Raw genomic sequence first — 25,757 nt, 5'->3', positions numbered from 1 at the left:
CCTTACTCCCCCTGCTTTTTATTTGCCGCGCGACGCAGCTTCAATTTACGGTACAGACGCTCGATCAAAATGCTGGTTGCCGCAAAATAGATAATGATGGCGATAATCGAATCGGCGATTTCCGGCGGAATCTCCGTCATAGCATTCATAAAACCTCTGCCCGAGTAGAGAATCCCGAAGAACAGGGCCGACACCAAAACACCGATAGGTGCGTTGATTCCAAGCAGGGCTACGGCAATGCCGTCAAAGCCTTGGCTCGGCAGCACGCCGATCTGCATGCTGGAGGCATTCCCCGCATACTGTGCAACACCCGCGAGGCCCGCGAGGCCGCCGGAGATGAACATGGACAGCACGATGCTGCGTTTAACGGCGATCCCCGCATATTCGGAAGCGTGCCGGTTGAATCCAACCGCTTTCAATTCGTATCCGAGCGTTGTTTTGTTAATAAGGAAAGCGACGACCAGAACGGCGATCACCGCGATAAAAAAGCCCAGATTGACATAAGAACCTTGGAACATATCGGTGAGCCACTGCTGATGCAGCATGGCTTCCGGCGGAAGCTGGCGCGATTCCGTCTCGAGGCTCGCCCCTTTGAAGTAACCCGGAATGACATAATAAACGGTCCAGTAGGCCGTCCAGTTCATCATGATCGTGGACACGACCTCATGCACGTTATATTTAGCCTTCAAGAAACCGGGAACCACCGCCCATAGTGCGCCGCCGATGAACCCGACCAGCACCATGACCAACAGGAGCAGGGCCCGCGGCAGATCAAGTGAAAGGCCGACAGCCGTTGCGCAGAACCCGCCGATCAGCATTTGGCCCGCAGCACCGATATTGAACAGCCCGGTACGGAAGGCAAAAGCCACGGACAAACCGGTCAAAATAAGCGGAGTCGCCGTCGCCAGCGTATTACCGATCCGCTCGGGATTTTTAAGCCCGCCTTGGAGGAGATACTTATATCCTTCTACCGGATTATGCCCGGTCAGCGCCATAAGCAGTGCCCCCGCGATGAGTCCGAACAGGACGGCAAGCAACGATTTTACGCTGTTATTCATGTGGTGCCTCCTCTTTTTGATACCCGGCCATCATCAGTCCGAGCTCTTTTTCGTTCGTTTCGGAGGTTTTTACGATTCCTACCAGTTCACCGTTATTGATAACGGCAATGCGGTCCGACAGATTCAGCACTTCATCAAGCTCCAGGGAAACCAGCAGAACGGCTTTCCCCTTGTCCCGCTGCTCGATCAGACGACGGTGAATATATTCAATCGAGCCTACGTCAAGGCCCCGGGTCGGCTGAACGGCAATAAGCAGATCCGGATCGCGCTCTACCTCGCGGCCGATGATTGCTTTTTGCTGGTTACCGCCGGACATCGAACGCACGATCGACCGGCCGCCCGTTCCGGAACGCACATCAAAGCTCTGAATGATATGCTCCGCATGCTTGCGGATCGCTGCCGGCTGCAGCAGCCCGTTCTTGGAATACGGTGGGCGGTTATACACCTCAAGGATCAAATTCTCTTCAATCGTATAATCCAGCACGAGGCCCCTCTTCTGGCGGTCCTCCGGAATGTGGCCGATTCCGCTCTCATTACGCTGACGGACAGATAGACCGTTGAGCGTTTTTCCATTCAAGCTCACCGTTCCGCTCTCCGCTTGACGCAAGCCGGTAATGGCTTCTATCAGTTCCGATTGACCATTACCGTCCACGCCGGCAATGCCCACGATCTCACCGGCATGCAGATCCAAGCTAAATCCTTTGAGTGCTTCGACTTTTTTACTGTTTTTTACCGTAAGTGACTGGATCTGAAGAACGGCTTTGCCAGGGTTACTCTCCTGCTTATCCACCTTAAAGGAAACGCTGCGGCCTACCATCATTTCGGCCATCGCTTCGCGGCTCGTATCGGCTACGTCAACGGTGCCGATTGTTTTCCCCCGGCGAATGACGGTGCAGCGGTCCGCAACCGCTTTAATTTCTTTCAATTTATGCGTGATCAGAATGATGGATTTGCCTTCGTTGACCAGGTTCTTCATAATGCCCTGTAAATCTTCGATTTCCTGAGGGGTCAGCACCGCCGTGGGCTCGTCAAATATGAGTACTTCCGCATCACGGTACAGCATTTTGAGAATTTCCACGCGCTGCTGCATCCCTACCGAGATATCCTCGATTTTGGCATAGGGGTCTACGTTGAGCCCGTATCGTTTGGACAGCTCCTCGACCCGCTTGGCTGCGGATCTCACGTCTAAACCAAAGTAATACTTGCGCGTCTCGCTGCCGAGAATAATATTCTCGGTCACGGTAAACGGCTCGACTAATTTAAAATGCTGATGGACCATCCCGATTCCGAGTTTGTTCGCGACGTTCGGATTCGAAATCCGCACGTCCTTGCCGTTGACTTTGATCACGCCACGGTCAGGCTGGTACATGCCAAACAGGATGCTCATCAGGGTCGACTTCCCGGCACCGTTCTCGCCGAGCAGCGCGTGAATCTCGCCCTTCTTTAGTTGAATCGTGATATCGTCATTGGCCACGATCCCCGGAAATTCCTTGCGGATGCCCACCATCTCGACAACATAGTCCATGGTTTTGGGTCCTCTCCTTCTTTTTTGTTGGATATCTTCCTGTTCATCATTAACCGCTAAAAAACGCGGATCGACTCACTTCCAAACAGCCAGAACGCAGTTCGATAGAGATCATTCTACATTCAATATCAGGGTGCAATCGCTTGCGCCAGTGATACGGTCTGATACCTAAAATAGCCCCACAAAGTGGAGCCTATGCTTCGATGCTTGTTGCAAATACTTTGCGGGGGCCCCAAAACATATACATGCGATTACAGAATTGCTTACGCTTCGCTGAAATAATACCTTAAAAAAAGACGGAGGGAATCCGTCTTTTTTCATGCGGTATCGCTGCTTTTCAAGTAAGCCTATCCACGCTCCGCAGATAATCTTAGTGTCTTGAATTATTTAATCAATTCGCCTTGCTCTGCGGCTACTTTAATTTCGCCGGCTTTAATCTTCCCAAACACTTCGTCTACTTGCTTCAGAACGTCCTCGCTCAAGTTCGGGTTATTCTCAGGAAGTCCGACGCCATCATTGGTCGCATCCAGAGTAAGCGTCTGTCCGCCCGGGAATTTGCCTTCTATTTCAGCTTTGATCATATCGTAAGCCGCATGGTCGATTTTCTTGACAGCCGAAGTCAGGACAACCGACTTGTCGCCTTCGTAAACGCCGTCTTGATACTGGTCAACGTCGACGCCGACGATCCAAACTTCGGATCCCTGCTGCACACGAGTCTTCGCTTCGTTAATAGCTCCGACGCCAACGCCGCCTGCTGCTGCAAAAATAACATTTACGCCGCGGTCATACATCTGTGCCGCCAATTGGCTGCCTGCTGCAGTGTCGTCAAAGGTTCCTTGGTATACAACGTTTTCTTTGTTAATCACCAGTTTCGTACCGAGATTCTCGTTAGCATAAGCTACACCCTGCTGAAAGCCCCAGTTGAACTTCTGTACAGGCGGAATTTCCATGCCGCCGATAAAGCCTGCTTGTCCATCCTTCACATGAAGCGCTGTCGCTACGCCAGCCAGGAAGCCGGACTCCTGCTCTGCGAAGAAGATGGATACGGTATTTTCCTTAACGACTGGATCGGCGTCAGCTGTAGGGCGTGGTGATCCATCGATAATAACGAATTTAGCGTCTGTGTACTTTTCCTGTGCTTTAAACACAGCTGTCTCGAATTTGAAGCCTGGCGTTACGATGAATTTAAATCCGGCATCGTAAAGGTTTACAATTTCCTTCGAATAGTCAGCCTCTGTCTGTCCAGCTGGCTTCAGGTATTTATGCTCCATTTTGAAGTCCTCGTTCGCCTTCACGATACCTTCGTATGTGCCTTGGTTAAACGACTTGTCATCGATGGTTCCCGCATCCGTAACCATCCCTACCTTGAAGTTTGCCTTAGGTGCGTCGCCGCCTGCGCCGCCGCTTGGCTCTGACGCCGGTTTGTCGCCGCAGCCTGCCAGCATTGTGACAGATAACGCCAAACTGATTAAAGATATGACCCCTTTTTTCATTAAGGATAACCCTCCTAGGTATATATGCCCGAATACTAGATTCGCGCTATTTACAATATATTAATAAAAGTGACCCTTTTCAACATAAATTTGGGTGAATCTGTCAAACTGCATCTGTGCCGCGGTGAAACGTTTAAGACATGTTTTATTCCAATTCTAGTAGAGATAGGGAGAGATAATTTTCGCATCGTTGATTTGACGGTTTTTATAGATAACACGGGGATTACAGGCGGTGTGATACGAAGCGTGGACAGGGATTCAGACCCTTTGATTTGGTAAAAAATAAATACGCTTTACGAAAAGAAAGCACCTCGGCAAGGTGCTTATAAACATGCTGTTCATTCAATGAATGGCTGTGAATGATTATTCACTTGCGACGGATTTTCATCATGCGGTTATATGTAATGAATGCGGCAATAATCATCGCGATAAAACCCAGATTGCTCGCCGACTCCGGCGACATGCCAAACACGCCCGCCAAACTCGTAACCAAGTTATTCGTAAGCAGCGCCACCGCAATCAGCATGACCGGACGCCACACGCTGTACCTTTTCATCCTCGCAACACCCCCAGGCAGTTTCGAAACCATTCAAACACAAACCACTTAAGTCGCTTAGCTTCATCTATTAGATGCATTATACCATGAATAAGTATGCGTTTACATTAATCTTAACCTGCGCAGTGTGAATTTTTCGGATAGCCCGCAATTTCTTCATTGATGAGACGGTTCATAAACATCGTGATGCGCCACATATTTTCCATGCGGTCATCAAGACCGATTCAAAAATAAAAGCCATGGACGCAGCGTGGAAATCACGCTGCGTCCATGGCTTTTTTACGAAACATAAATTAATTATCATGCATTATGCCCCGACAGAAATTATCACGGAATGCCCTCATCCTAAATCAACAGCATGGAAATCAGGCCGCATGCCATCGGAATCTGAGCTCGTGCTGGAATAACTCGTCAGTCCTTTTTATTGTACTCGAATGAAATCTTAACGGGAGCCGACATTCCTTCCATAGAGAGATAGGCGTCGCAGGTTCCCTTTAAATTGCCGGTAAGCTTGATCGTGAATTGGAAACTTCCCGTTTCCGTACTGGTCGTCTGGCCTTCGTACCGAACTTTCCCTTTCGAATCGAGTATTTTCAAATTCACTTGGGACTGGCTGCCGTTCACGACCAGACCGTCGATCGTCAATTTCTTCGCAGCGGCATCCACCATGGCTCTTGCGCCGTCGATTGTAGTGCCACCCCCCGCATGGCCGTCAACGCCGAGAACTTCGATTTCATCAAGGAAGACCCAGACGTTGACCGGGAATTCCACTTTAACGTAGCGGGCAGACACTTTATCGGCTCCCGATTCCCCCGGCACACCGTCTGTTATCCCGCTCCAACCCACCAACTCGGCCGAGGCAGCATCCTGTGCCGGTGGCGGAGTAACGGTTGCCAGCGTGCTCCAGGACTCGCCGTCAGATGAAACGGAAAAAGTGACGTTCTGAGGGAAATAGATGCCGGGTCCTTGATCCTGAAGAAAATGGGCTCTAATGGCCCCGATCGATTTGTTGCCGCCCAAATCAAACGTGATGGTGCGGCTTCGTTCGTCAGGGTAGTCGCTTCCCGCATGGGCCTGCCACTGCTCGGTGCGGTAATCCGCCCCGCCGAATCGGCCGTCCGTAAGTTCGTTCCCGGAATCGGGATAGTTGCTGTTAGGCTGCTGTGAAATTGTATAGCTTTGGCCAAGAACCAGATTGCTGAGTCCCCCTTCGTCAGACCAGGTATGAATGAGAACTCGGGCGTAGGAATCAAGCACCGTTGCGGCCGGGACCGAAATCAACCCTTGCGCTTGGACGGCCGGGTCGTGAATGTGCGCGAGAAAATCCTGCATATACGTCACGGCTTCCTTCGGCTTGTTATCGTCCAGAAGAAGTTTGATGGTCTGCAATCGATACGTCAAATCATTACCAAAAGCCGGCTTGATTTCGTTCGATGCGACATAACGCTGTACAACCTCCGCCATCGTCTCCGGCGCCGGGCTGCTATCGATGGCGTACGTTCCGTTCAAATACTGGTACAGCCAGTCATACATTAAACGCAAACTTGGATCCTTGCTTACCCCTAAGTTGTATACTGCATTATTACCTTGATAGTGAGCTCTGAAGCCATTTTGCATCAGACCGGATCTAACGCCGCTGTCCAAGTATTCGACAAAACGCTGACGAAGTACGGGATCTGTCAGCATTCCGTCATCAAATTCAACTTCGTTCCCCATTCCGTATCGCTTTGCAGTATCCGTAGCATCGTCCAGACGGTCGGAATCCATTCCGCCGAAGAAATAGTTAGGCTGAAGCGCCGCGGCATCGAACCCTACGTCTTTCCACATAAACATTTTGTAAGCATAGGAGTGTGGAATCCAGAAAACCTTCATGTTCATGGCGTGCACTTTATCCGACACCATGCGAGCTATGTCCGGTCCCGATTCGGATATGTCGATTTGTTCCGGCATCCAGTACATGCCGACAAGCTCAAGATTCGAGTAGTTGGCAGCCTGCCATCTTTGCCGGGTCTGGTCCAGCCACCACTGCACCGCTTTTCCTCTGTTTTCAGACGCTTTTTCTTTGCCTACGACGGAGTCGTTGAAATTCAAGGAGCCGCTGCCGTCAATGTCGCCAAAATTGGTTAAGGATTCCCCTGGATTCGGAATCATTAACACAACCTTGACTTGATGATCGGGCTGTTTCAGCTTGGCCCCAACTTCCTTGGCAGCCTCATTCAACTGCTGCATATCGCCCGTAGCTGCAAATGTTTTATCCAAATACCATTTCCAATCGTCCAGGTTCGTTTGTCCCTGACCGAAATCGCGGCCGGCAGGCGAAGCAATCCCGAGATATAGAACGCCGTCATAGAGCCAATCGACCGGCTCGCCGTCTTTATTTACATAACTGATATTTGGGATAATCCGTTCCTTGTTCCAATCGCCCAAACCATTCGCATATTGTCCGTTATAAAACAGATTCAGATTCCGGATCCCGGCCGTAGCTTCCCCCGGCTCCAAAAAACGAGGCTGCTCGGCAGGAACCTTTACCGCCCCTTCAATCTTGCCGTCCATACCCATAATTTCGATTTCGTCAATATATTCCCGCTGTGTAGGATGCATATAAAAGGTCACCTTCACATAACGGGCATAAGCCAGCTTGCCATCCGTATTCCCGCCCTTGATTCCATCCCGGCTGCCATCCCATTCAAAGGTCTCCTGTCTGGGCGGTCCTTCTCCCCACAGAAGCTGCGTAGCGTTATGGGAAAGCAGCCCCCAATTTTCCTTATCGTCGGAGACATACATCGATACCGACAGCGGCACGAGAATCGAATTCGTAGGAAAATCTTGAAAGAAATTAGCCGTGATCTTTCCAATTGACTTTTCCTCACCGAGATCGAACACAACTTCGCGAGCCTTTCCGCGCAGATGTCCTACCCATGCCGGGTCGTTCATATCCAATGCGCCGTATTTTCCGTCCGTAAGCTTGTATCCGTCATCGGGATGCGAAGCTTCCGGAGCTTCAGACCATTCATACGGAAGACCTGCCGCGAGATTGCGGAATTGCGTCTCCTGCACAGCCGAAGATACTGCCGCTTGATTTTCGCCTATTGCTTGTGGTACCTGTTCCGCTGCCGGTTCACCAGCATCCGTCAATTGATCTAGATCGACCTGTGGATTACCCGAATCATTCCCTGCTTCCATCTGGTCTGCACCTGCCGCCTGCAGGACAGTCACATCCGGATCAAGCGATTTCGCCTGAACCGCTGAGAGCGGAGTCAGTAGTAATACGGCTGCCATTAATCCTGATAACCATTTTTTATTCAAATTCATCAAGGCCAGCTCCTTTTCTTTATTCTCGAGTACAGAAATATCAAAAACTTTAAACCCTTATTTCTGTTCCGGGTGAACGCTAGATTTTAATCCCCCTTTCCCGAATTCCGCCATAAGCAAGCAGCAAAGCGTATAAGATCGGCTTCCTCCGGAAAGAGGAAGCCGTTACCGCCGCGTCCAGTGCCGCCAGCGGGGCGAAGTTTCCAGTGGCAACGGCAGTAGTACAGCGCAGCCAAACACTCCGCACTTCAAGCGATCTGAGGCGTGGATAGGCAGTGGATAAGCAAACTTCGGTTTATCCGTGTTCAAGTGATTCTGTTTTATTCCGCCTTCGCCGCCAGAAACTCGTCAATTTGCTTTTGCAGCTCCTGCTGAATCTTGTGGAGGGCGGGACCGGCTTCCGCTTCGAATTTCTTCAATGTGTCCTCCGGATCAATAACCCCGTTAAACAACGCCGTGTAGTATTGCCCGTCGACTGTATTGTACTGGCTAACTTCGTTCTGCACCGGAGTACTGTCAAATTCGAAGCCGGCCAAAATGTCGGTGGTGAACATGTCGGCATCGCGAAGCACGGCATCCATTTCATCATTCTGCGGATCGCCGCCTACAACACTGCGCTCATCGACCGGATTCCATAGCCAAACATAGCCGAATGCAGAATAGCCGGATGTATCCAGGTTTTTCATTTTGTCTTCTCCTACCGCTTCCCAGTGCTTTCCTTCGATTCCATAAGAGAGCAGGTCGTAGTTTTCCTTCTCATTCGCCCAGTTCAGGAACATAATCGCCCGCTCCTTGTTCTTGCTCACCTTCGGAACAGCGAGGAAATTCCACTGTTTAAAATTGGTCAAATTCGCGCCTTTTTCCGGGTTAAAGAAGGTGACCGTTTCCAGCTCGCCTCCCGGTACGTTGTTCTTGAACGTGTTCTTGAGGGAATCGCCGATGCCGAACGCGCCGTTTGTGACGATTGCTACTTTGCCTGCCGAAATCGGCTGGTGAAAATCTTTTGTCGTCAAAATGTCCTTGAAGATCAGTCCGTCTTTAAACCATTTGTGGGTGTTCGCCAGCCACGTTCCGATCGGCTCCCGATCCTCCAGCAAATTGTAAACTTTGCCGTCATTGTTCTTGTAGTAGAGCATCAGGCTGTTGCCCAGGGCGTGGGTCGGTCTGACATGGGTTTCGTAATCGTTCAGCGCATGGTGAGCGACAAATGAATAAGTGGCGGAGCCTGCGCTCATCGGGATAATGCCTTTCTCTTGCTCCTTTACCTTGTATGCGAAAGCGATCAATTCTTCATATGTCTTGATCGGCGGTACGCCCAGCTTCTCGCGAATGTCTTTACGCACCATGTACGAATTGCCGGACATGTAGCTGACGCCGAGCGGAACGGCCATAATTTTGCCGCCGTATTTGTTGTAGTCCCACATTTGCTGCGGCCGTTTCTCCAGCACCGTTTGGCCGTACTGGGCCAACAGGTCATCCAGCGGTTCATAGAATCCGTTTGCAATCATCTGATTGATGTGCAGCCATGGCGCATCGAAGATGAGATCGATGTTTTCGCCGGAAGCAAGCGTTACCTGTGTCTTTTGCGCCAGATCGGACCAGGGTACGAAGACGACGTCGAGTTTGACGTTGATCGTATCCTTCATCCGCTTTTCTGCCTCGGCGATGACCAAATCCATATCCGACGGCCGATCGCCGGGAATCATGATTTTCAGCGTCACCTCTTCAAGTTTGGCGTCATCGCCGGCGCTGTCTCCGGTTTGACCCGACGGTCCGGGCATCTTCCCTTCCCCTTCGTTCTTGCCCGAACAACCCGCAATCGCGACGAGCGCGATCAATAACACAAGCGCGATGGACAATAATCTTTTCATGGTTCCTTCCCCCTGAATCAATAATAGAGAAAATAGGCGGATGAGCCGGTTCATAAACAGCAGCGATTGAAAGCTCGAACCGGCCAAACGCCCCTCACGTTTGCCGCTCTATCCTTTTACCGAACCAAGCGTCAAACCTTTTATAAAGAAGCGCTGGATGAAGGGATAGACGAACACGATCGGGCCGATGGTAACGCAGACGATCGCCAGCTGCATGCCATAGGTCGGCACGACGACGTTGTACTGCGTCTGGCTCCCGCTCACATAAGCCATAACATTCAAATTGGACATAAGCTGGCGGATCATCATCTGCAGCGGCAGCATTTTGTGATTGTCGATAAACAGCAATGACAAGTACCAGTCGTTCCAATATTGCAGCGCGTAAAACAGGCTCACCGTGGCGATAACAGGCAGCGAAATCGGCCAGATGATGCGAAAGAAAATATAGAGATCATTGGCGCCGTCCACAGTCGCAGCTTCATTCAATTCATACGGCAGCGTCCGGTAGTAAGAGACAAGAATGAAGGCATAGAACGGATTCAGCAGATAGGGCAAAATGAGCGCCCACACCGAGTCTTTCAGCTGCAGCCAGTTGGCGATCAGCATGTAAAAGCCGACAAGTCCTGCGCCGAACAGCATCGTCAGGAAGGTTAGAAACGATAAAATATTGCGGTACTTCACTTTCCGGTGGCTCAGCGTGTACGCATAAGCGGCTGTCAAGAGTACGCCCAGCGCCGTGCCGGCGATCGTCACGATAATCGTAATGCCGTAGCTTAGAAACACCTGCTTGCCGGAAAGCAAAAATTTGTACGCATGGAGGCTGAATTTGCTCGGCAGCAACTGGTACCCCGCCGTCTGCAGAAGCGATTCGTCGGCGAACGAGTTGATGAACACAATCCAGAACGGAATGAAGCAAAACAGCGCAAAAGCGCCCAGCACCGCGTACATCAAAACAAGAAACAACCGTTCTCTCACTTCGATCACACCTTAACTGGTTGGGACTGAAGCAAAGGGCCGGTTCGGAGCTGGAGAAACGCAAGTGGTCGCCTTTGTTCCCGAATCGTATCCGCTTAACGAGCTTACACGATCATAACGATTCGGGGACAACAGCGATCGGAAGCCCAAGTCCGGCCTCATGCCAACTCGCCCAACCTTCCTTTTAGAATAGTCTTGAATCCGCGTCCACCTTGCGCGCGATCGCATTGAAGATCAGAATCGTGACAAGCCCCATGCAGGACTGGTACACGACAACGGCAGCGGACATGCTGAAGTTCCCCAGCTGCCTCAGCGCACGAAACGCATACGTATCGATGACATCTGTCGTTGGAAAGAGTATGCCGTTATCTCCGATGATCGCGTAAATCATGCCGAAATCGCCGTAGAAAATACGGCCAATGCCAAGCAGCGCCAATATCATCACGGTCGGCCGCATCAACGGCAGCGTTATGTAGAGCATCTGCTGCATCCGGCTCGCGCCTTCTATTCGGGCGCTCTCGTAATATTCCGAGGAGATGCCCGTAATGACGGCCAAAAAAATAATGGAATTATAGCCGGCAATCTTCCAGGCGCTAATGACGGTTAAGATATACGGCCATACGCCAGGCGTCAAATACCAGTCCACTCCTTCGTAGCCAAGAGCGGCAAGCGCGCGGTTAATCAGCCCCTCGGATGTGCTGAATAGCGTCAACGTCATCATGCTGACGACAAGCCAAGAAATGAAATACGGTAAAAAAATAAACGATTGCGTGATTCGCTTGAACAGCCTGTTACGGATTTCGTTCAGAAAGATAGCCAGCACGACCGCGCTGCCGAGACCGGTTACGAGAAACAGTGCATTCAGGAAAACGGTATTCAGCGTCACCCGCAGCCAGTCTTTCCCATTGAAGAAAAACTCGAAGTTTTTAAATCCGACCCATTCGCTCCCCCATATTCCATCGGATAGTCGGTAATCCTGGAAGGCGAGCAGATGCCCGGCCATGGGCATATAAGCAAATACGACCAGAAACGCAATGCCAGGCAGCGCCAGCAAGTACAAATACCGGTTCCGCGACAGCTCGCGCACAAACGACCCGCCGAACCTTCTACGTCGCTCCAAAGAGCGTCCCTCCTTTCTTGTTCGGCTTGCAGGATTCGAACGGAGCCATCGTAGCATTCACGGCTGCTGCTGCCTAGTTCTCATTGGCCGGATTCGGTTCTCGCGCGGCCGATTCGCGAGCGTTCGACCGGTTGTTATTGGTCTGGCCGGTTCTCAATCGCCCGCTGACCTTTCTAATTCACAGAGTTCCCGGCTATCTGCCGCGTCCGCTCCATCCGCTCGCCCGCCTTGCTGTCGCGGTATTGGCTCGGCGTCATGCCGGTGGCTTTTTTAAATGCGGTGAAAAAGTGGCTTTTCGTCTGAAAACCGGACTGCTCTGCAATTTCGGTGATCTGCATGCTGGTCTGCTCCAGCAGCTCCTTAACCTTCCCGAGCCGCTCGTTCAAAATGAAATTCGATAGAGGCATGCCGTAATGTTCGTGAAACAGCTGCCGGACGTATTTGGCCGACAAAGCGATATGGTCAGCGATATCGTCTACCGACAGCATCGGGTCATGGGTATGGTAGCGGACGTACTCGATGATTTCCCCAATCAGCTTTTCCTTGCGATTGAATCCCTTTTGGTCGCTAAGCTGCCGGATCATCCGCCCGGTCTCTTCCTTCAGCCATTCGCGGACCTCGGTAAGCGTGGCGAACTGCCTCAAATGGCGCTCAATCCCTTCAACGCTCTGGATAGACATCACTTTGCTGAACGACTTGACGATCGCAAACAGAAGCAGCTTCAGTTGGAATTGGCACTCGGTATATTTCATCGTCTGCAGGCGCGTAAACACCTCGTCCAGCATGGCCAGCACCTTCTCCTCTTTGCCGCTTCGAATCGTCTGGATCAAGCTTTCATGCACGGCGGAGTCGATCGGCGCCTGTAAATCGGCATACCGTTCAAAGTCTTGTTCGACGTAGATTTTGTCATCACCGCTGACAAACTTGAATAATGTCAGTTCGTTCATGTCGTCGTATACTTTGCGTAAATCGTCATGTACGCGCCGCGCTTCGCTTTCGGCGATCGTCACGTCCAGCTTTACGTAACGGCTGACTTGACGGCTAAGCTCCTTGAGCTCTTGGGTCAACTCGGGATCAGGGAGGGAACTGGCCGTGCCAACCAGCACGACCAGATGGTCGGTCCCAAAATCGACCACCTCGATCGGCCGTTCTGATGTGCCGAGCAGCTCCTCTGCGATATTGCCGATTGCATACTTGAGCAGCTTGCGAGAGAAGAAATCATACCGCTCGGATATCTCGTAATAGGAATCGATCTTGATAACAGCCAACCGAAGCCACCCATAGTCAAGCAGGCACGATTCGCGCGCAATCGCCGCTCTGGCGCCGTCGCTCAGCCTGCCCTGCAGCAGCCATTGCCGCAAATATTCGGTCTTGATCAGCGGATAATGATCGCGAAGCATAACGACGCCCTGCTCGATAACGCCGTAATCGTTCTCCCCCTTCACGCCCAGCTTCCGCTGCAGTTGATCCGCCAGCCGGCGGAATGGCCCGACGAAACGGCGCGAATTCCAATAGGCGACCAGGAGCAGCGCCACGAGCAGCAGGAGCGAGCAGACGATGATGACTGTTTTGAACGCCCCGGCCTTTTCGCGGAATTGCTTCATTTCAGTGACAGATATAATGGTCCACTCCGGCGATCCCATCCGCGCATAGTTGACGAATGCTTTTCCTCCGGCGCTGTTCATCTCGAATGATCCCCGCTTCTGCCCCGTCTGGATGTTATCGATGGTCTCCTCGAGCCGACCATCCCCTTCGCCCAGAATCAATCTTCCTCGATCATCCACGATCGAAAGCAGCGTATCCGCCCTCTCGTCGCCTGAGATCAAATGCTTCTGCAGCTCCTTCTTGTCGAACAGGACGACAAGATACCCGTCCCGGTTTTTCTGCACATGTGTCGAAGGAAGCTGAAGCGCCAAATACGATTGGTTTCCTATCCGGTGATCAAAATAGCGGAGAAAATTCCCGGGAGTGCGCTCGATCCGCTGCAGCATCGCCTGATCGGCAAATTCCTCGAACGAAAGTAATCCAGCTTTGGCGTCGATCACCTCACGTTTGCGGATGCTGAATAAGTAAGCGGTTTCAATATAAGGCTCATGAGATAAATATTTAGATAACACCCCCATCGTGCTGGCATTTTGCAGCAGATTGTCGGCTGAAGCATACATCCAGTTTTGCACGGAATGATCCTCGTACATGGTCAGGCTGTACCATTTCAGCTTGGCCAGGATGTACTCGACCCGCTCCGCCATTTCGTCGATGCGGTCCTGATTAAACGTTCCCATCTGCGAGTATGCGAAATGGGAAAACCGGTTGGCCAGAAACAACGAGAACGGTATGATGGTCATTGCAAAAAAGATGCCGCTAATCACAAATATGCGCCAGGATGTCGATCTGAACATAGTATCCCCCTGTCCCCCTTCGTCTTTCGGAGTTCTCTTATGACCGATATGTCCTATCATAATGTACCCCTTTTCCATTTGCCTAGTTCTCATTTGTCCGTCAAGTTCTATTTCTCCGGATTCGCGCTGCAGCACCCACCTTCCTGCCCTTGGAGACTGTTCTTCATTCCAGTTGTGAGCCACTTCCCTCTGCGGAAAGGTAGCAACATAACTCAGCTACGGCGTTCATAGCAAAAAAGCCCCTCACTTCATAAGTGAGGGGGGCTGTCGTGAGTTAAATTCACTTTTAATAGAAGAAATAACGCAGTTCGCATCGTTTTAACCGTGACATCAAAACCTTTAGGTCCATCTCAAGGTTGTGCATTTATTCGTGCTGTTGGCTTTCATTCAACCCAGCTTATGACCACAATTCGGACAGAAGTTCGCCCCTTCGTTCTTCGCGCCGCAGTTCGGGCAGAAATTGGGCTTCTTGTTTCCTTCGGAAGAGGACGAGGCTGCTTGGGCGGATTGCTCCTTCGCGGCCGGAGATTGCTGGCTTTGATTCGGATTGTGTTGGCCCTGGCTCTGATTCATATTTTTCATCATTTCATTGGCCATGTTCATCCCCATCATCATACCTGCCATATCCGAAGCCGCACCGCCGCCTTTCACCTTGCCGGACGCGATCCCGTCCGTCATGCTGACCTGCTGGTACTTTTGCAGATTGCCGATCATTTCATGGGAGGCCGTCTTCGTGATCATGTCCTGAATTTCCTTCGGATAATTGAAGCTCATCACCTGGAAGCCGGTAATCGTCATCCCGTTGTCCATCACTTCCATGTCGAGGTCTTCCCGAATTCCTCTGGCGATGTCGGAAGCGTTCGCCTGCAGATTGAACATGTCCTTGCCTTCGCGGCTGATCCACTTCATCAACAATTGATCGAGCACCGAACTGATCCGGATTTTCACGTCCTCCACAAGGTAGCTTTCTTTGATCCCGGCAATCCTGTCGATCAGCGTTACGTAATCGTTCACTTTAAAATTAAACGTGCCGTTGGCACGGATCGGCATGCCGCCCGGCAGCTGCGGCGTCGGGATCAGAACCGGATTCTGCGTACCCCAACGAACGGTGAATTCCTTGGTGTTCACGAACAGCACTTCCACGCGCATGCCGCTGTTAAAGCCGAATTTAAATCCCTTTAGGGTAGAAAGGAACGGGATGATATCCGAATCGATATTATATACGCCTTCATCCTCGAAAATCCCTTCGATTTTGCCGTTATTGATGAATATCGCATCCTGACCGGAGCGAATGACCAGCTTGCTTCCTTTTTTGATCTCCCGATTGCGCCATTTCCAGAAAATCATGTCATCTCTAAACTCTTCCCATTCCACTACGTTGGAGAATTGGTTCTTGAAAAATCCCATTGATGCCTCATCCCTTCCCATTAAAATTTCCCGCTGCTGCTGCTGTGCGAATGGCCGCCGCCGGTGACGCCGCCTCCGCCTCCGCCGCCCGAGCCGCTGCTCGTGTTGCGCTCTATTTTCCGCTTTGTCACGGTCGTTCTGATATATCGGTCCTGCTGATTCAAGACCCCCGATGTGCTGGCATCCTCATAGGTTCGGCTGTTGACCGTCACGCGCCCGCCGGAGCGGTAAGCCATGATGCCCACGGCAATCGCGCCGATGGCAGCGGCAGCTCCCACCTGAAACCAGAGATTAAATATAATATTATCCGGATTCACGTCCGGCTCAAAGCCCATGTACCGATGGGCGGTTTTGATGTATTTTTCAAAAGCCTGCTTGTAATTGCCGCTCGACAAATCTGGTGTGATCTTGTTTTGTATCTTTAACAGCCTACCGGAGTCGAGATACTTTTCGGCCTTATAATAACCTTCCAAATGCACATCGCGGGTATCCAATACGATGGTCAAAATGACGGTATTGCCGTGCCGCCTGTCATACCCAGGTGCGTATTCATCGTAAAAGTTTTCCGTCCATGCCTCAACTTCATCATTTTCTACACGGTTAGCAGTTAGGATCATAAAATCCGTCTCGCGTTCGGCGCCGTACTCATTCGCCATCGCATTCAGCTCATTCCGTTCTTCCGGACTAAGCAGATTGGCTTCATCAAAGATCAAAGGCTTATCATCCGCGGCTTTGACGATCCCGGAGGGCGCTATCAAATATACCGTTAGTAAAAATAAGACCGTCCATAACGCATATCGTCTTCTCACAGAAACCCTCCTCCCATTGCCCAGGAGATCAGCTTCAAGGATAGCAAGGAGACGCCCGAAATGCCCGCGAACCACCCGGCCACCTTCGCTTTGCTGATCGGCGGCTTGCCGACCACCTTGCCCGTCTGGCCGTTCATCGCAAACGTATACTCCGATTTGTTGTAATCATAGTGCACCATCCATACCGGAAGCAGAACGTAATCCGCCTGTTTTTTGGTGGTATCGATCCGTTTGTTGGTATAACTCACGGTCGTATATCCTGAGACCGCCGACGAAATATACGAATCAATGAAGGAGCTGATCTTTTCCTTAGCGCGCGGAAGAAGCTGCTCGTCGTCATGGCTGTATTTTTCCGCTATGTACCCGGCCAGATAAGGCGTCTTGAATTCCTTCAGCTGCTGATAGGGGAAAGGCTCCAGCTTATCCATCAGCTCATCGTTCATTTTCTCGGAAGCATCGATCGGCACCTTCACATAATTCAAGCGAATCTTCCGGTAGATGTCGAAATGCTCGGTCTCTGTGTACTGGTAATCTCCTTGCGTGTAAGTTCTCACCTTGGTGCCTTGGCCATGAACCTCAACCCGATTATGCAGCTCATACAGCCAGAAGGGGACGTAGATCCCGGTGATGCCCTTGATCCGGTCCGCTGTCATAAATCCGCTTGGCGTCAACAGGCCGTTCCGGCACCATTTCTTGAACGCCTTCATCGCCTCTTCCTTCGTAATCGAAAAAGGGATGACCTTCACCGGAGCCAGCTCGCCGCTCAAGCGGTCGCTGAGCACGACGGCCGATCCGCAGAAGCTGCAGGTCGTTGCGCTGGTCTCCGGCTCGGTCACGATCACGGCTCCACAGCTATTGCAATGGTACTCCTTTACCTCATCTTCCGCGAACACCTGCTTCTTCAGCGGGTCGGGGATTTCCTCGATGTTGTCTTTTCTTCCGCAGCTGGGGCAAGACAACATTCCCGTATCGCCGTCAAAAACCATGCCGCTGCCGCAGTTCGGACATTTGTATTCAATTACCGGCATTTGCTCACCTCGATAACAATGAAATGGTTACTCCTTCTTGTTCAGCTTTTCTTTGATCGCTTCCAGTTCATCCTCGGCATTAGGAGGTGCGGTCGGGGCAACTCCGTCCTTGCCCATGTTCTTCTCCAACTCCGCGATCAAATCGTCCAGGTCATCTTCCTTCGCTCCTGCGCGCAGCTCAGCCAGGGCCTCCGCTTCATCCAAAGCACGGTTCGCTTTCTCCTCCATGGTATGGAATGCCGCGTTGGCACCGCCCAAGGAGGATCGGCCGGCATTCAGCTCCTGCTGGGTTTTCGCAGCGGCCATCTTCCCTTTCAGCTCCGCATATCGAGCTTCCAGCTGGCTCATATCCGATACCAGCTTATCCTGCAATTGCTTCATCCTGACGGCGTTTGCGGAAGCCGATTCGTGGGCTGCCTGCAGGTCGCTTAGCTTCTCGGCCTGCGCCGCTTTTCGCTCCAGGAACTTCAGGGCATCGCCTTCATTCCCCGCTTCCACGGCCTTCTCCGCATATCGCTGCAGCTTCTGGATTTCGGCGCTGCACTCATCCAGTGCCCGCTTCGCTCTCCGCTCATCCGAGAGCACGGAAGCGGTCTCCGCCTTCACCTTACCCAGATCGCCGTTCAAGCTCCGCATATAGGTATCGATCGTTTTCTCCGGATCTTCCGTCCGTTCCAATAACGAATTCACATTCACCCTCATAATATCCTTAAACCTCGATAAGATTCCCATCATGTGCGTCCCCCTCGAAAAGTTTACATTTAACTTATAATACCCTATATACTCCCGATAGGTTTCATTTGCCGAAATTCATTGGCATATATGTAAATTTATGACTAAGGGAACAAAAAAAAATAACCCCCGACCTTTTGGATCGGAGGGCATGTTTATTAGATTTCATCCCGGATCTGGATGCGTTTCTTACCAGGGTCAGACTTTTTTGGTATTTCAAGCTTAAGGACTCCATCCTTCAGGGAAGCGTCGATTTGGTCCTCGGCTATGCTCTGAACGTAAAATCTGCGCACATACTCGCCGTAACGGCGCTCCTTGCGGACGATGTGCTGGTTCGTATCCTCCACGCTCTGATCTTCCTTGCGCACGGCTTTGATCGTTAAGTAAGGGTCAGCGTAGCTGATTTCGATGTCTTCCTTGCGAAAACCGGGCAGCTCCGCCTCAACCAGATAAGCGTGCTCCGTCTCCTTGACGTCCGTCTTAAACGACATCATCGAACCCTTGAACGGCGCGAATACATCATCAGGAAAAGCGTCGTTAAAGGCATCATGAAATGACTTCATCAGTTGTCCGAAGGCATCCTCTCTGCGCTTGCCGAATGGCATCAATTCAAACATCATGAATTCCCCTTTCTTTGACCTTATTTGACCTTGCGCTTTTATTATATGCCCGGAACGTTTAAATGCCAAAACCGATGATGCAGGAATTTGCGCTAAAATAGCTCGTTATCGGCCGGTTTGACAACAGAATTTGTTTGGATCTTTAAATTTGACCTTTTTTGACCTTTAAGGTGATTGGTTTAAAAATTCCACCGATCGACTGGAGGCATGAAATAAAAAGGAGCGCCCTTAGGGCACTCTCTTCTCTTATATATTCATATGGAAAATCGATACTGATCGGAGAGCGCGAGGCTCTGTTTTTATTGCTTTTCCATAATTTGATCGATTTCACTTTTCAACAAAAGGTATCGATGCACGCTTCGCATGATCGGAACCTTAGTCAGCTTATTCCGGTCGACATAGATCTTCATTTGATCTTTGGACAGACCTAACAAATGACCTGCCTCAGAAACGGTTAATACCTCCTTGTTACTTGTAGCATTAAACGTTTTTTTCACCTTTAGATTCCAATCTTCGAATGCCTGCATGAAATCTCAACCTTTCTTGTACGCAACGAACGAGGGCAGAATGGTGATGGGACTGTGAGAACTGCCCTACGACTTCGCGTCCTTGCGCTGATTCTTGCGGTAAAGCTTGATTTGCTGATCCGACGAAACGAGAATCGGCAGGATTTTATTGCTGCTGACCATGGACGACGCGCACTGTGAACAAACGGGAACTTCCTTGAACGAGAAGTTGTCTCGGATCCAACCGTTACACCCTTCCTTCGTACAAGACCAGATGGCGGTCATCTCCTCCGGCAGATTTTCCAGTGGTTTATTCCAAGAATAAGACAATGCATTTCCCCCTCAGCTACATTTTTTAACGCTTTCGTACCTTAAACCAGCAAGCCTACCCTTTATAAGAAAAATGTCTATCGACGTACTCTCTAAGAAAACAGACGCGATTAGCGGTAGTTTTTCTTGCGATATCAGGCAGCAGATCCTCCGAAATTCATACTTTCTGATATCTTAAAAAAAATCCCCAAACGATACGTTTGGGGATCCTTTCACGTCTACAGTTTTACAACGTTCTCGGCTTGCTGTCCGCGGTTGCCTTGGACTACGTTAAATTCAACGCGTTGTCCTTCGTCAAGCGACTTGAAGCCATCGCCAGTGATTGCACTGAAGTGTACGAATACGTCTTCGCCGCCTTCAACCTCGATGAAACCAAATCCTTTTTCTGCGTTAAACCATTTCACTGTTCCTGTTTGCATAGAAACACCTCCTAAATTTATATGATTTTCTCATTTTTGGTTAAAAAACAAAAAATTCACATATTGCACAAGGTTCATAATCAAAATAATAACCCTCTGCAATATGTGAATCTCAGGTCAAAATCCCAATAAATTTATTATACCTCAACAGATCTGGAATAGCAAACGACATATTTTAGGTAGCAATAACATACGTAAGACGTATTTGAAGCGATGCGATCACGACAAACGGAGATGTTGATGAGGAGGTCTTGCATCGCGTATCTTTCCTGCTGTCCAATCAAAAAACAGCCATTTCCCGGTAGAATACCGAGAAATGGCTGTGGATTGCTGCTAACAATATGTCTTGCGATACCAAGACTATTAATTTAACGATCCAAACAAAGGTTTACATCTGAGTACCTGTCTGATAACTGAGCAGCTGCCGAAAAGTGCCTTTGTGGTCCTGGGACAGCTGCTGATAGCCTCCCTGCTGGATAACCCGCCCCTGCTCCATCACAATGACCTGATCCGCATGGCGAATGGTGGACAATCGGTGTGCGATCACGATGATCGTCATGCTTCCTTTCAGTTGTTCCAACGCTTCCTGTATCCGCTGCTCGTTCTCACTGTCGAGTGCGCTTGTCGCTTCGTCCAACACAAGAATCGAAGGCTTCTTCAAGATAGCTCTGGCGAGCACGATCCGCTGACGTTCTCCTCCCGACAAGCGGATGCCGCGGTCACCAATGACGGTATCAAGGCCCAGTGGAAGTCTGTGCACAAATTCATCGGAAGCTGAAAACCTCAGCGCTTCCCACAGCTCATTATCCGAGGCTTCGGGAGCGACCAGCTTCAGGTTATCCCGGATGCTCTCATTGAAGAGAAAAGGATCCTGCGCCACATATCCGATGCCCCTTCGGAGCGACATAAGCTGACGTTCATCCTCTATGGACACGCCGTCCACCAGAACTTGCCCGCTCTCCGGTTGGATCAGCCCCATGAGAAGATCGATTAGGGTGCTCTTGCCCGCACCTGATTTGCCGACGATGGCCGTCATGCGATTGGCAGGAATATGTAGGTCGATATTTCGCAGAGCATAGACGGGGGAAGAGGTATCGTACCGGTAGTCCACATGACTACAATCGATTCCATGCTGCAGCTGAAGTCGCTGGGCGTCTGTCATCGGAATCGATCCGGCGATCTCCCTGTCTGCCTCGTATTCGGTTTGCAGCTCGCGTATGGCCCGGAAGGCAGGGAAATTCGATACGAGCTGCTCGGTGCTCGATTGAATACTGATAAATCTTGGCCACAAACGTGAAAAGATAAGAACGATCATCAGCAGCTGCTCAGCAGGCGTTCGCAGCACTTCCAGCGCCAAATACACAAATCCCGCAACCAGCAATACGGACGAGAGCCGATAAATCAGCTGGGACAAAGAATTGATTCTGCCAAATTGGATGAAGTTATGCTCCATTTTCCGTGACAACCGATCAAACCAGTCCATATGAACCGGTTCGAGCCGGTTGCTCTTGATATCCTTGATACCGTTGAAATGTTCGCTGATGCCCGCAAAATAATATTTCGACAGCTCCGTCGTCTGCTCGCCGATCCGCTTCGATCGCTGAATAAATCGGCGTCCAAACAGGGCAAGGAGCCCGCCGCTCAACAGAACGATGAGCGTCAGCATCGGGGCCAGCCATAGGGCAAGGCCGATCTGAATCATCGTGAACAAAAAAGACGAAACCATCTGCAGGAATAGAAATGTGCCCTGATTCACGCGTCCGAGTTCATTCGTCATGACATGGTTGAAATCCGACTTGCGGTGGCGCAGGAAGAACTCCCATTTGGCATGTAGCAACCCTTGATACGTTTCCATGCGCAGTTTGCGAATGTATCGCTGCAGTATTTTTGCATTTAACAGGTTCTGGCTGCGCTGCAGCAAGGCCTGCCCGCCCACAATCACAACATAGAGGGTCAGCACCATCGGCAGATTGAGTTGCAATGACCATGAACCCGCAAGGTCCATCAAGGTTGAGACGAGCGGCACCCCGCTCAAATCGGTCTCGAATACGCCAATGACACCGAGAAGCGGGACGATCAGATAGATGCCGATACCATCTAGGACACTAATAACCAGGATCATGCACATATTGAGGTAGAGTTTAACCCCGGCCATCCCATGCATTTTACGGATAAAATAAAAGAGATCCTTCAATGTAAAAACTCCTTATCGGATGACCGCTTCAAGTTCAAGTCTCCGGCCCCCATATCCTTACCGAATATCCCGACGACGGCATACCTTTCGTGCCCCTCTTTCCCCGTTACAATATAAGAGCCGCAGCGGAGCCAGGCATGGGCCACCATCATTCCTTTGTCGTCCCGTCCGCTTCCCAGATAAAGCGTGCTCGGAATCCCTCTTCGCTCCAGCATCTTCATCGCCGCGACGGCTTTAACCAGGCACTGGCTTTCCCACCATGTGACGCGGCTCATGGTATGTACGGCTCTTGAGATTTGGCGGACAAGTGAAAGCTCCTGCTCCGTATAACCCGCATACGGTGTCTCCTTCATATGTTCTCCCAGAGACGGAGATACCTTTTGAAAAGGGAACAGCTTGAACACTCTTCCCCAGGCCAGATACAAGTAAGCTTCTGCCAACATAAGTTTCATGCTAACAGGATAAGCCATGAATCGGCGTGCTTTCCGGTAAAGGCTCATTGCTATTTATCCACCTGGACAAGGCCTTCCGCGGCTAACTGCTTAAGAAACAATCGTACCTGCTGCTCACAGAGCTCCGGTTCGATCTCATACTCCAATATCAATTGATCTACCATATTGGAGATCGTCGCAGGAGACGAAATAAGCTCCCATATCCGCCCGCCAATCCGGCCCAGATTATAATACTTGCCGTTTTCGATGCTCAGCATCACCTTCTCGCCATCCATATCACTGACCAGAAATCCTTCGGATTGGACGACAAGAGCGTCTGTCGTGATTAATTCAGTACTCATGGATAGAACCCCTTTTTTGCAATGATAAAAGCGATTAAATCGATGGTTGTTTCAATCGCCGCCAGAACCAAAGAAATGGCCGAAGCGGCAAATATAGAAAATGCAGTGATTTGGGCAATGGCAGAACTGAGGCATCCCGCGAATTAGGCAGAAACTTATTCAATATATATAGGGATTTCTGTTTTCCCGTCATTAACGAGAAAAGATAGCGGTTATAGTGCCATGCCACGCTTTTCTCCGGCACCGGGTTCAATTTCACGATTCTTTTAATATAGTAAAGCGCGGTTTCCGCAAGGCGATGAGCTTTCGAGTTCATAGTCAATACAGTCAAGTCGTGCGGTATGTCGACCGAGAACAGCCGCGATAAGAGAATAAATGCTTGCCCTGCATATTGCTGTCCCCCGGATCGCTCAAAGTGAACCCTCATATCACCGCTGTTTATCATAGGGAGCAGCTTTGCTATATCCATCAGCCAACGCAGCCGGAACCAGCCATGCCGGGCACCATGGTCGGCCAGATAGCTTAGCAAATCTTCATTCCCCAGATAATGATAGATCTGATGGGACAGCATCACATCATTCCGGCGTTCCCACAACGAATCAAAGGAAAATGACTTGTCATAATGAGGATTTAATCGCCAGTGAACTTCGATTTGTGCCGAGTGCTGCTTATGTTCATAGGACAAGTGGTGGCTTGTTTTTTTCCAATTTTCCAAGATACGTTCATCCTGCGATTCGTACCCCAGCTGTAACAAAACCCGTTCAACCTTCTCCACATCATCCGCGTCAACCAAGATATCCAAATCCTTCGAAGTCCTATGTGCCAAGTCCCCATAAAGCTGCGTAGCCAGTATAGGTCCCTTAAGCAGAAGTGTACGTACCCCGCTATCCTTGAGCACTCCACAAATCTGACTCATTTCCCTGCTTAAATGCAGCATTTTCATGACGTTGTTATGATAATGCTGCTGGAGGGACGCCATAATTTCGGGAGGAATTAGTGTTGCATCCATCCTTTTAAGTCGCAAATATATAAGCGGATAAACACGATGGTGGATCGCAAGTTTCATGAACATTTTCCAATCAAAATCCGATACATCTTGCTTCATGAGTAATTCATCGTTAGCGTTATTTCGGAGAAGATAGAGTAAAAAAGACAGTTCCTTTGAGATATCGTTCAGGTCCAGCTTTACAGAATCTTGAATATTCAAGGTATTCACCCCAAAAAAATTGATCATAGCAAAAGTGCCGGCACTTGCTCTCTCACGCCTTTATTCATGCCTGGCCGACCAATCGAGTAATAGACAAGCTTCGTTTGTGCCAATTGTTCTTCATCATACATATTGCGGCCATCGATCAGATAAGGTGATTTCAACCAAGACTCGATATCAGATAACGAAACCTCTTGAAATTCGTTCCATTCCGTTAGAATACAAAGAGCATCCGCTTGCCAAACCGCTTCCCGGGCATTGGGGCAGTAAATAATCCCGCCCATATCATAATTTCTCCTGAAATTATCAGAGGCGACTGGATCATAAGCCTTCACCTTTGCCCCTCGTGCCAATAGTTCCGTTATAATCTCATGTGCCGGCGAATCACGCACATCGTCGGTTTCAGGTTTAAAAGCCAAGCCCCAGATTCCAACCGTTCTACCCGTTAGATCACCCATCAAGGAGACCAACTTATGGATAATGTTGAAGCGTTGGTCTCGGTTGACTTCTACGACGGCCTTCAAAAGCTTGAAGTCATAATCCATTTGTCCGGCGATTTGAATGAGAGCCTGTGTGTCTTTAGGAAAGCAAGAGCCGCCATATCCAATACCCGCTTTCAAAAAAGAGGAGCCAATGCGCTTGTCATAACCCATACCATAGGCTACTTTCGTCACATCGGCTCCAACTCGCTCACAGATATTCGCAATTTCATTGATAAAGGAAATCTTTGTAGCAAGAAAAGCATTAGAGGCATATTTAATCATTTCAGCGCTGCGAACGTCTGTTATGATCATATTTTCCGTCAAAGGTTTGTGCAATTTAATAAGCTGCTCCTCTGCTCTCTTGCTGTCCGTTCCAATAATGATACGGTCAGGATTCATGGTGTCTGAAACCGCCGTGCCTTCCCGCAAGAACTCAGGTACGGAAGCAATATCAAAGTTTTCATGCGTGTACTGCGCAATGATTTCTCTGATTTTTTCATTCGTTCCTACCGGGACGGTGCTCTTCGTTACAATAATCTTATAGCCGTTCATCGCCTGCCCGATCTCTTTGGCCGCTGTCTCGATATAACTCAGATTAGCTTGCCCATTAGGCATGGATGGGGTACCTACAGCAATGATAACAATGTCTGATTGCTTCACCGAAGCAGTCATATCGGTGGTAAAATTTAAATTGCCTGCTTCCATATTAACGGCTAGTAATGACTGAAGGCCAGGCTCGTAAATGGGGACCTCTCCACGCTGAAGCTGTTCAATCTTAGCCTCTATTTTATCTACGCAGATGACCTCGTTCCCAAGCTCGGCGAAGCATATCCCTGAGACTAAACCAACATAACCGGTACCAATGACCGTAATTTTCACTTTTTTTCACTCCTCTTAGAGCGGATTTCATAAATTCCACCT

The 25,757-nt window shown here is 50.1% G+C and carries 22 protein-coding genes; all 22 read right to left on the bottom strand.

Annotated features, from left to right (window positions below; translation table 11 throughout):
- Window positions 1-2: 2 nt before the first annotated feature.
- A complete protein-coding gene (locus P0X86_RS01470; RefSeq protein ID WP_192570012.1) occupies window positions 3-1,058 on the bottom strand; it encodes an ABC transporter permease in 1,056 nt (351 codons plus the stop codon).
- Window positions 1,051-2,583 carry an ABC transporter ATP-binding protein gene (locus P0X86_RS01465; RefSeq protein ID WP_192570013.1) on the bottom strand — a complete coding sequence of 511 codons (1,533 nt, stop codon included), beginning with the start codon at window positions 2,581-2,583 and terminating at the stop codon, window positions 1,051-1,053. The genes P0X86_RS01470 and P0X86_RS01465 overlap by 8 nt, the downstream gene beginning before the upstream one ends.
- Window positions 2,584-2,966: 383 nt before the next feature.
- Complete coding sequence (locus P0X86_RS01460; RefSeq protein WP_192570014.1) at window positions 2,967-4,076, bottom strand: BMP family lipoprotein; 1,110 nt, start codon at window positions 4,074-4,076, stop codon at window positions 2,967-2,969.
- Between the two features lie 367 nt (window positions 4,077-4,443).
- A complete protein-coding gene (locus P0X86_RS01455) occupies window positions 4,444-4,632 on the bottom strand; it encodes a hypothetical protein (RefSeq protein WP_012818556.1) in 189 nt (62 codons plus the stop codon).
- A 411-nt stretch (window positions 4,633-5,043) separates the two neighbouring features.
- A complete protein-coding gene (locus P0X86_RS01450; protein WP_277747583.1) occupies window positions 5,044-7,944 on the bottom strand; it encodes a DUF4855 domain-containing protein in 2,901 nt (966 codons plus the stop codon).
- A gap of 320 nt (window positions 7,945-8,264) precedes the next feature.
- Window positions 8,265-9,815, bottom strand: a complete 1,551-nt coding sequence (locus tag P0X86_RS01445; protein ID WP_192570016.1) for an extracellular solute-binding protein — start codon at window positions 9,813-9,815, stop codon at window positions 8,265-8,267.
- A gap of 108 nt (window positions 9,816-9,923) precedes the next feature.
- Window positions 9,924-10,790: a carbohydrate ABC transporter permease gene (locus tag P0X86_RS01440; RefSeq protein WP_192570017.1), complete on the bottom strand. Its 867-nt coding sequence runs from the start codon at window positions 10,788-10,790 to the stop codon at window positions 9,924-9,926.
- Window positions 10,791-10,974: 184 nt separating this feature from the next.
- A complete protein-coding gene (locus P0X86_RS01435; RefSeq protein ID WP_113059096.1) occupies window positions 10,975-11,910 on the bottom strand; it encodes an ABC transporter permease in 936 nt (311 codons plus the stop codon).
- Window positions 11,911-12,083: 173 nt separating this feature from the next.
- Window positions 12,084-14,309 carry an AraC family transcriptional regulator gene (locus P0X86_RS01430; RefSeq protein ID WP_277747582.1) on the bottom strand — a complete coding sequence of 742 codons (2,226 nt, stop codon included), beginning with the start codon at window positions 14,307-14,309 and terminating at the stop codon, window positions 12,084-12,086.
- Between the two features lie 387 nt (window positions 14,310-14,696).
- Window positions 14,697-15,716 (bottom strand): SPFH domain-containing protein, encoded by a 1,020-nt coding sequence (locus tag P0X86_RS01425; protein ID WP_277747581.1) that lies wholly within the window; start codon window positions 15,714-15,716, stop codon window positions 14,697-14,699.
- Window positions 15,717-15,736: 20 nt separating this feature from the next.
- Window positions 15,737-16,525 (bottom strand): TPM domain-containing protein, encoded by a 789-nt coding sequence (locus tag P0X86_RS01420; protein WP_277747580.1) that lies wholly within the window; start codon window positions 16,523-16,525, stop codon window positions 15,737-15,739.
- Complete coding sequence (locus P0X86_RS01415; protein ID WP_009593950.1) at window positions 16,522-17,553, bottom strand: TFIIB-type zinc ribbon-containing protein; 1,032 nt, start codon at window positions 17,551-17,553, stop codon at window positions 16,522-16,524. The genes P0X86_RS01420 and P0X86_RS01415 overlap by 4 nt, the downstream gene beginning before the upstream one ends.
- Before the next feature lie 27 nt (window positions 17,554-17,580).
- Window positions 17,581-18,285, bottom strand: coding sequence for a PspA/IM30 family protein (locus P0X86_RS01410; protein ID WP_277748979.1), 705 nt, complete (start codon window positions 18,283-18,285; stop codon window positions 17,581-17,583).
- Between the two features lie 158 nt (window positions 18,286-18,443).
- A complete protein-coding gene (locus P0X86_RS01405) occupies window positions 18,444-18,902 on the bottom strand; it encodes an Hsp20/alpha crystallin family protein (protein WP_277748978.1) in 459 nt (152 codons plus the stop codon).
- Window positions 18,903-19,204: 302 nt separating this feature from the next.
- Window positions 19,205-19,432 (bottom strand): MerR family transcriptional regulator, encoded by a 228-nt coding sequence (locus tag P0X86_RS01400; RefSeq protein ID WP_277747579.1) that lies wholly within the window; start codon window positions 19,430-19,432, stop codon window positions 19,205-19,207.
- Window positions 19,433-19,498: 66 nt separating this feature from the next.
- Window positions 19,499-19,741, bottom strand: coding sequence for a cold-shock protein (locus P0X86_RS01395; protein ID WP_096774876.1), 243 nt, complete (start codon window positions 19,739-19,741; stop codon window positions 19,499-19,501).
- A gap of 218 nt (window positions 19,742-19,959) precedes the next feature.
- On the bottom strand, window positions 19,960-20,160 hold the full coding sequence (locus P0X86_RS01390) for a cold-shock protein (protein ID WP_006207692.1): 201 nt from the start codon (window positions 20,158-20,160) through the stop codon (window positions 19,960-19,962).
- Between the two features lie 388 nt (window positions 20,161-20,548).
- Entirely contained in the window at window positions 20,549-22,354 is a 1,806-nt protein-coding gene (locus P0X86_RS01385; RefSeq protein ID WP_277747578.1) for an ABC transporter ATP-binding protein, read from the bottom strand.
- The gene (locus P0X86_RS01380) at window positions 22,351-22,854 is read right to left on the bottom strand and encodes a lasso peptide biosynthesis B2 protein (RefSeq protein WP_277747577.1); all 504 of its coding nucleotides are present in this window, start codon (window positions 22,852-22,854) and stop codon (window positions 22,351-22,353) included. Before P0X86_RS01380 ends, P0X86_RS01385 begins: the two co-directional genes overlap by 4 nt.
- Before the next feature lie 2 nt (window positions 22,855-22,856).
- A complete protein-coding gene (locus P0X86_RS01375) occupies window positions 22,857-23,147 on the bottom strand; it encodes a lasso peptide biosynthesis PqqD family chaperone (protein ID WP_277747576.1) in 291 nt (96 codons plus the stop codon).
- Window positions 23,148-23,181: 34 nt separating this feature from the next.
- On the bottom strand, window positions 23,182-24,252 hold the full coding sequence (locus tag P0X86_RS01370) for a nucleotidyltransferase domain-containing protein (RefSeq protein ID WP_277747575.1): 1,071 nt from the start codon (window positions 24,250-24,252) through the stop codon (window positions 23,182-23,184).
- A gap of 125 nt (window positions 24,253-24,377) precedes the next feature.
- On the bottom strand, window positions 24,378-25,715 hold the full coding sequence (locus P0X86_RS01365; protein ID WP_277747574.1) for a UDP-glucose dehydrogenase family protein: 1,338 nt from the start codon (window positions 25,713-25,715) through the stop codon (window positions 24,378-24,380).
- Window positions 25,716-25,757 lie beyond the last annotated feature (42 nt).

Origin of the sequence: Paenibacillus sp. BR1-192 (genome assembly GCF_029542445.1) — a bacterium.
Taxonomy (GTDB): domain Bacteria; phylum Bacillota; class Bacilli; order Paenibacillales; family Paenibacillaceae; genus Paenibacillus_AQ; species Paenibacillus_AQ lautus_A.
This window is presented reverse-complemented; position numbering and strand designations above follow the sequence as displayed.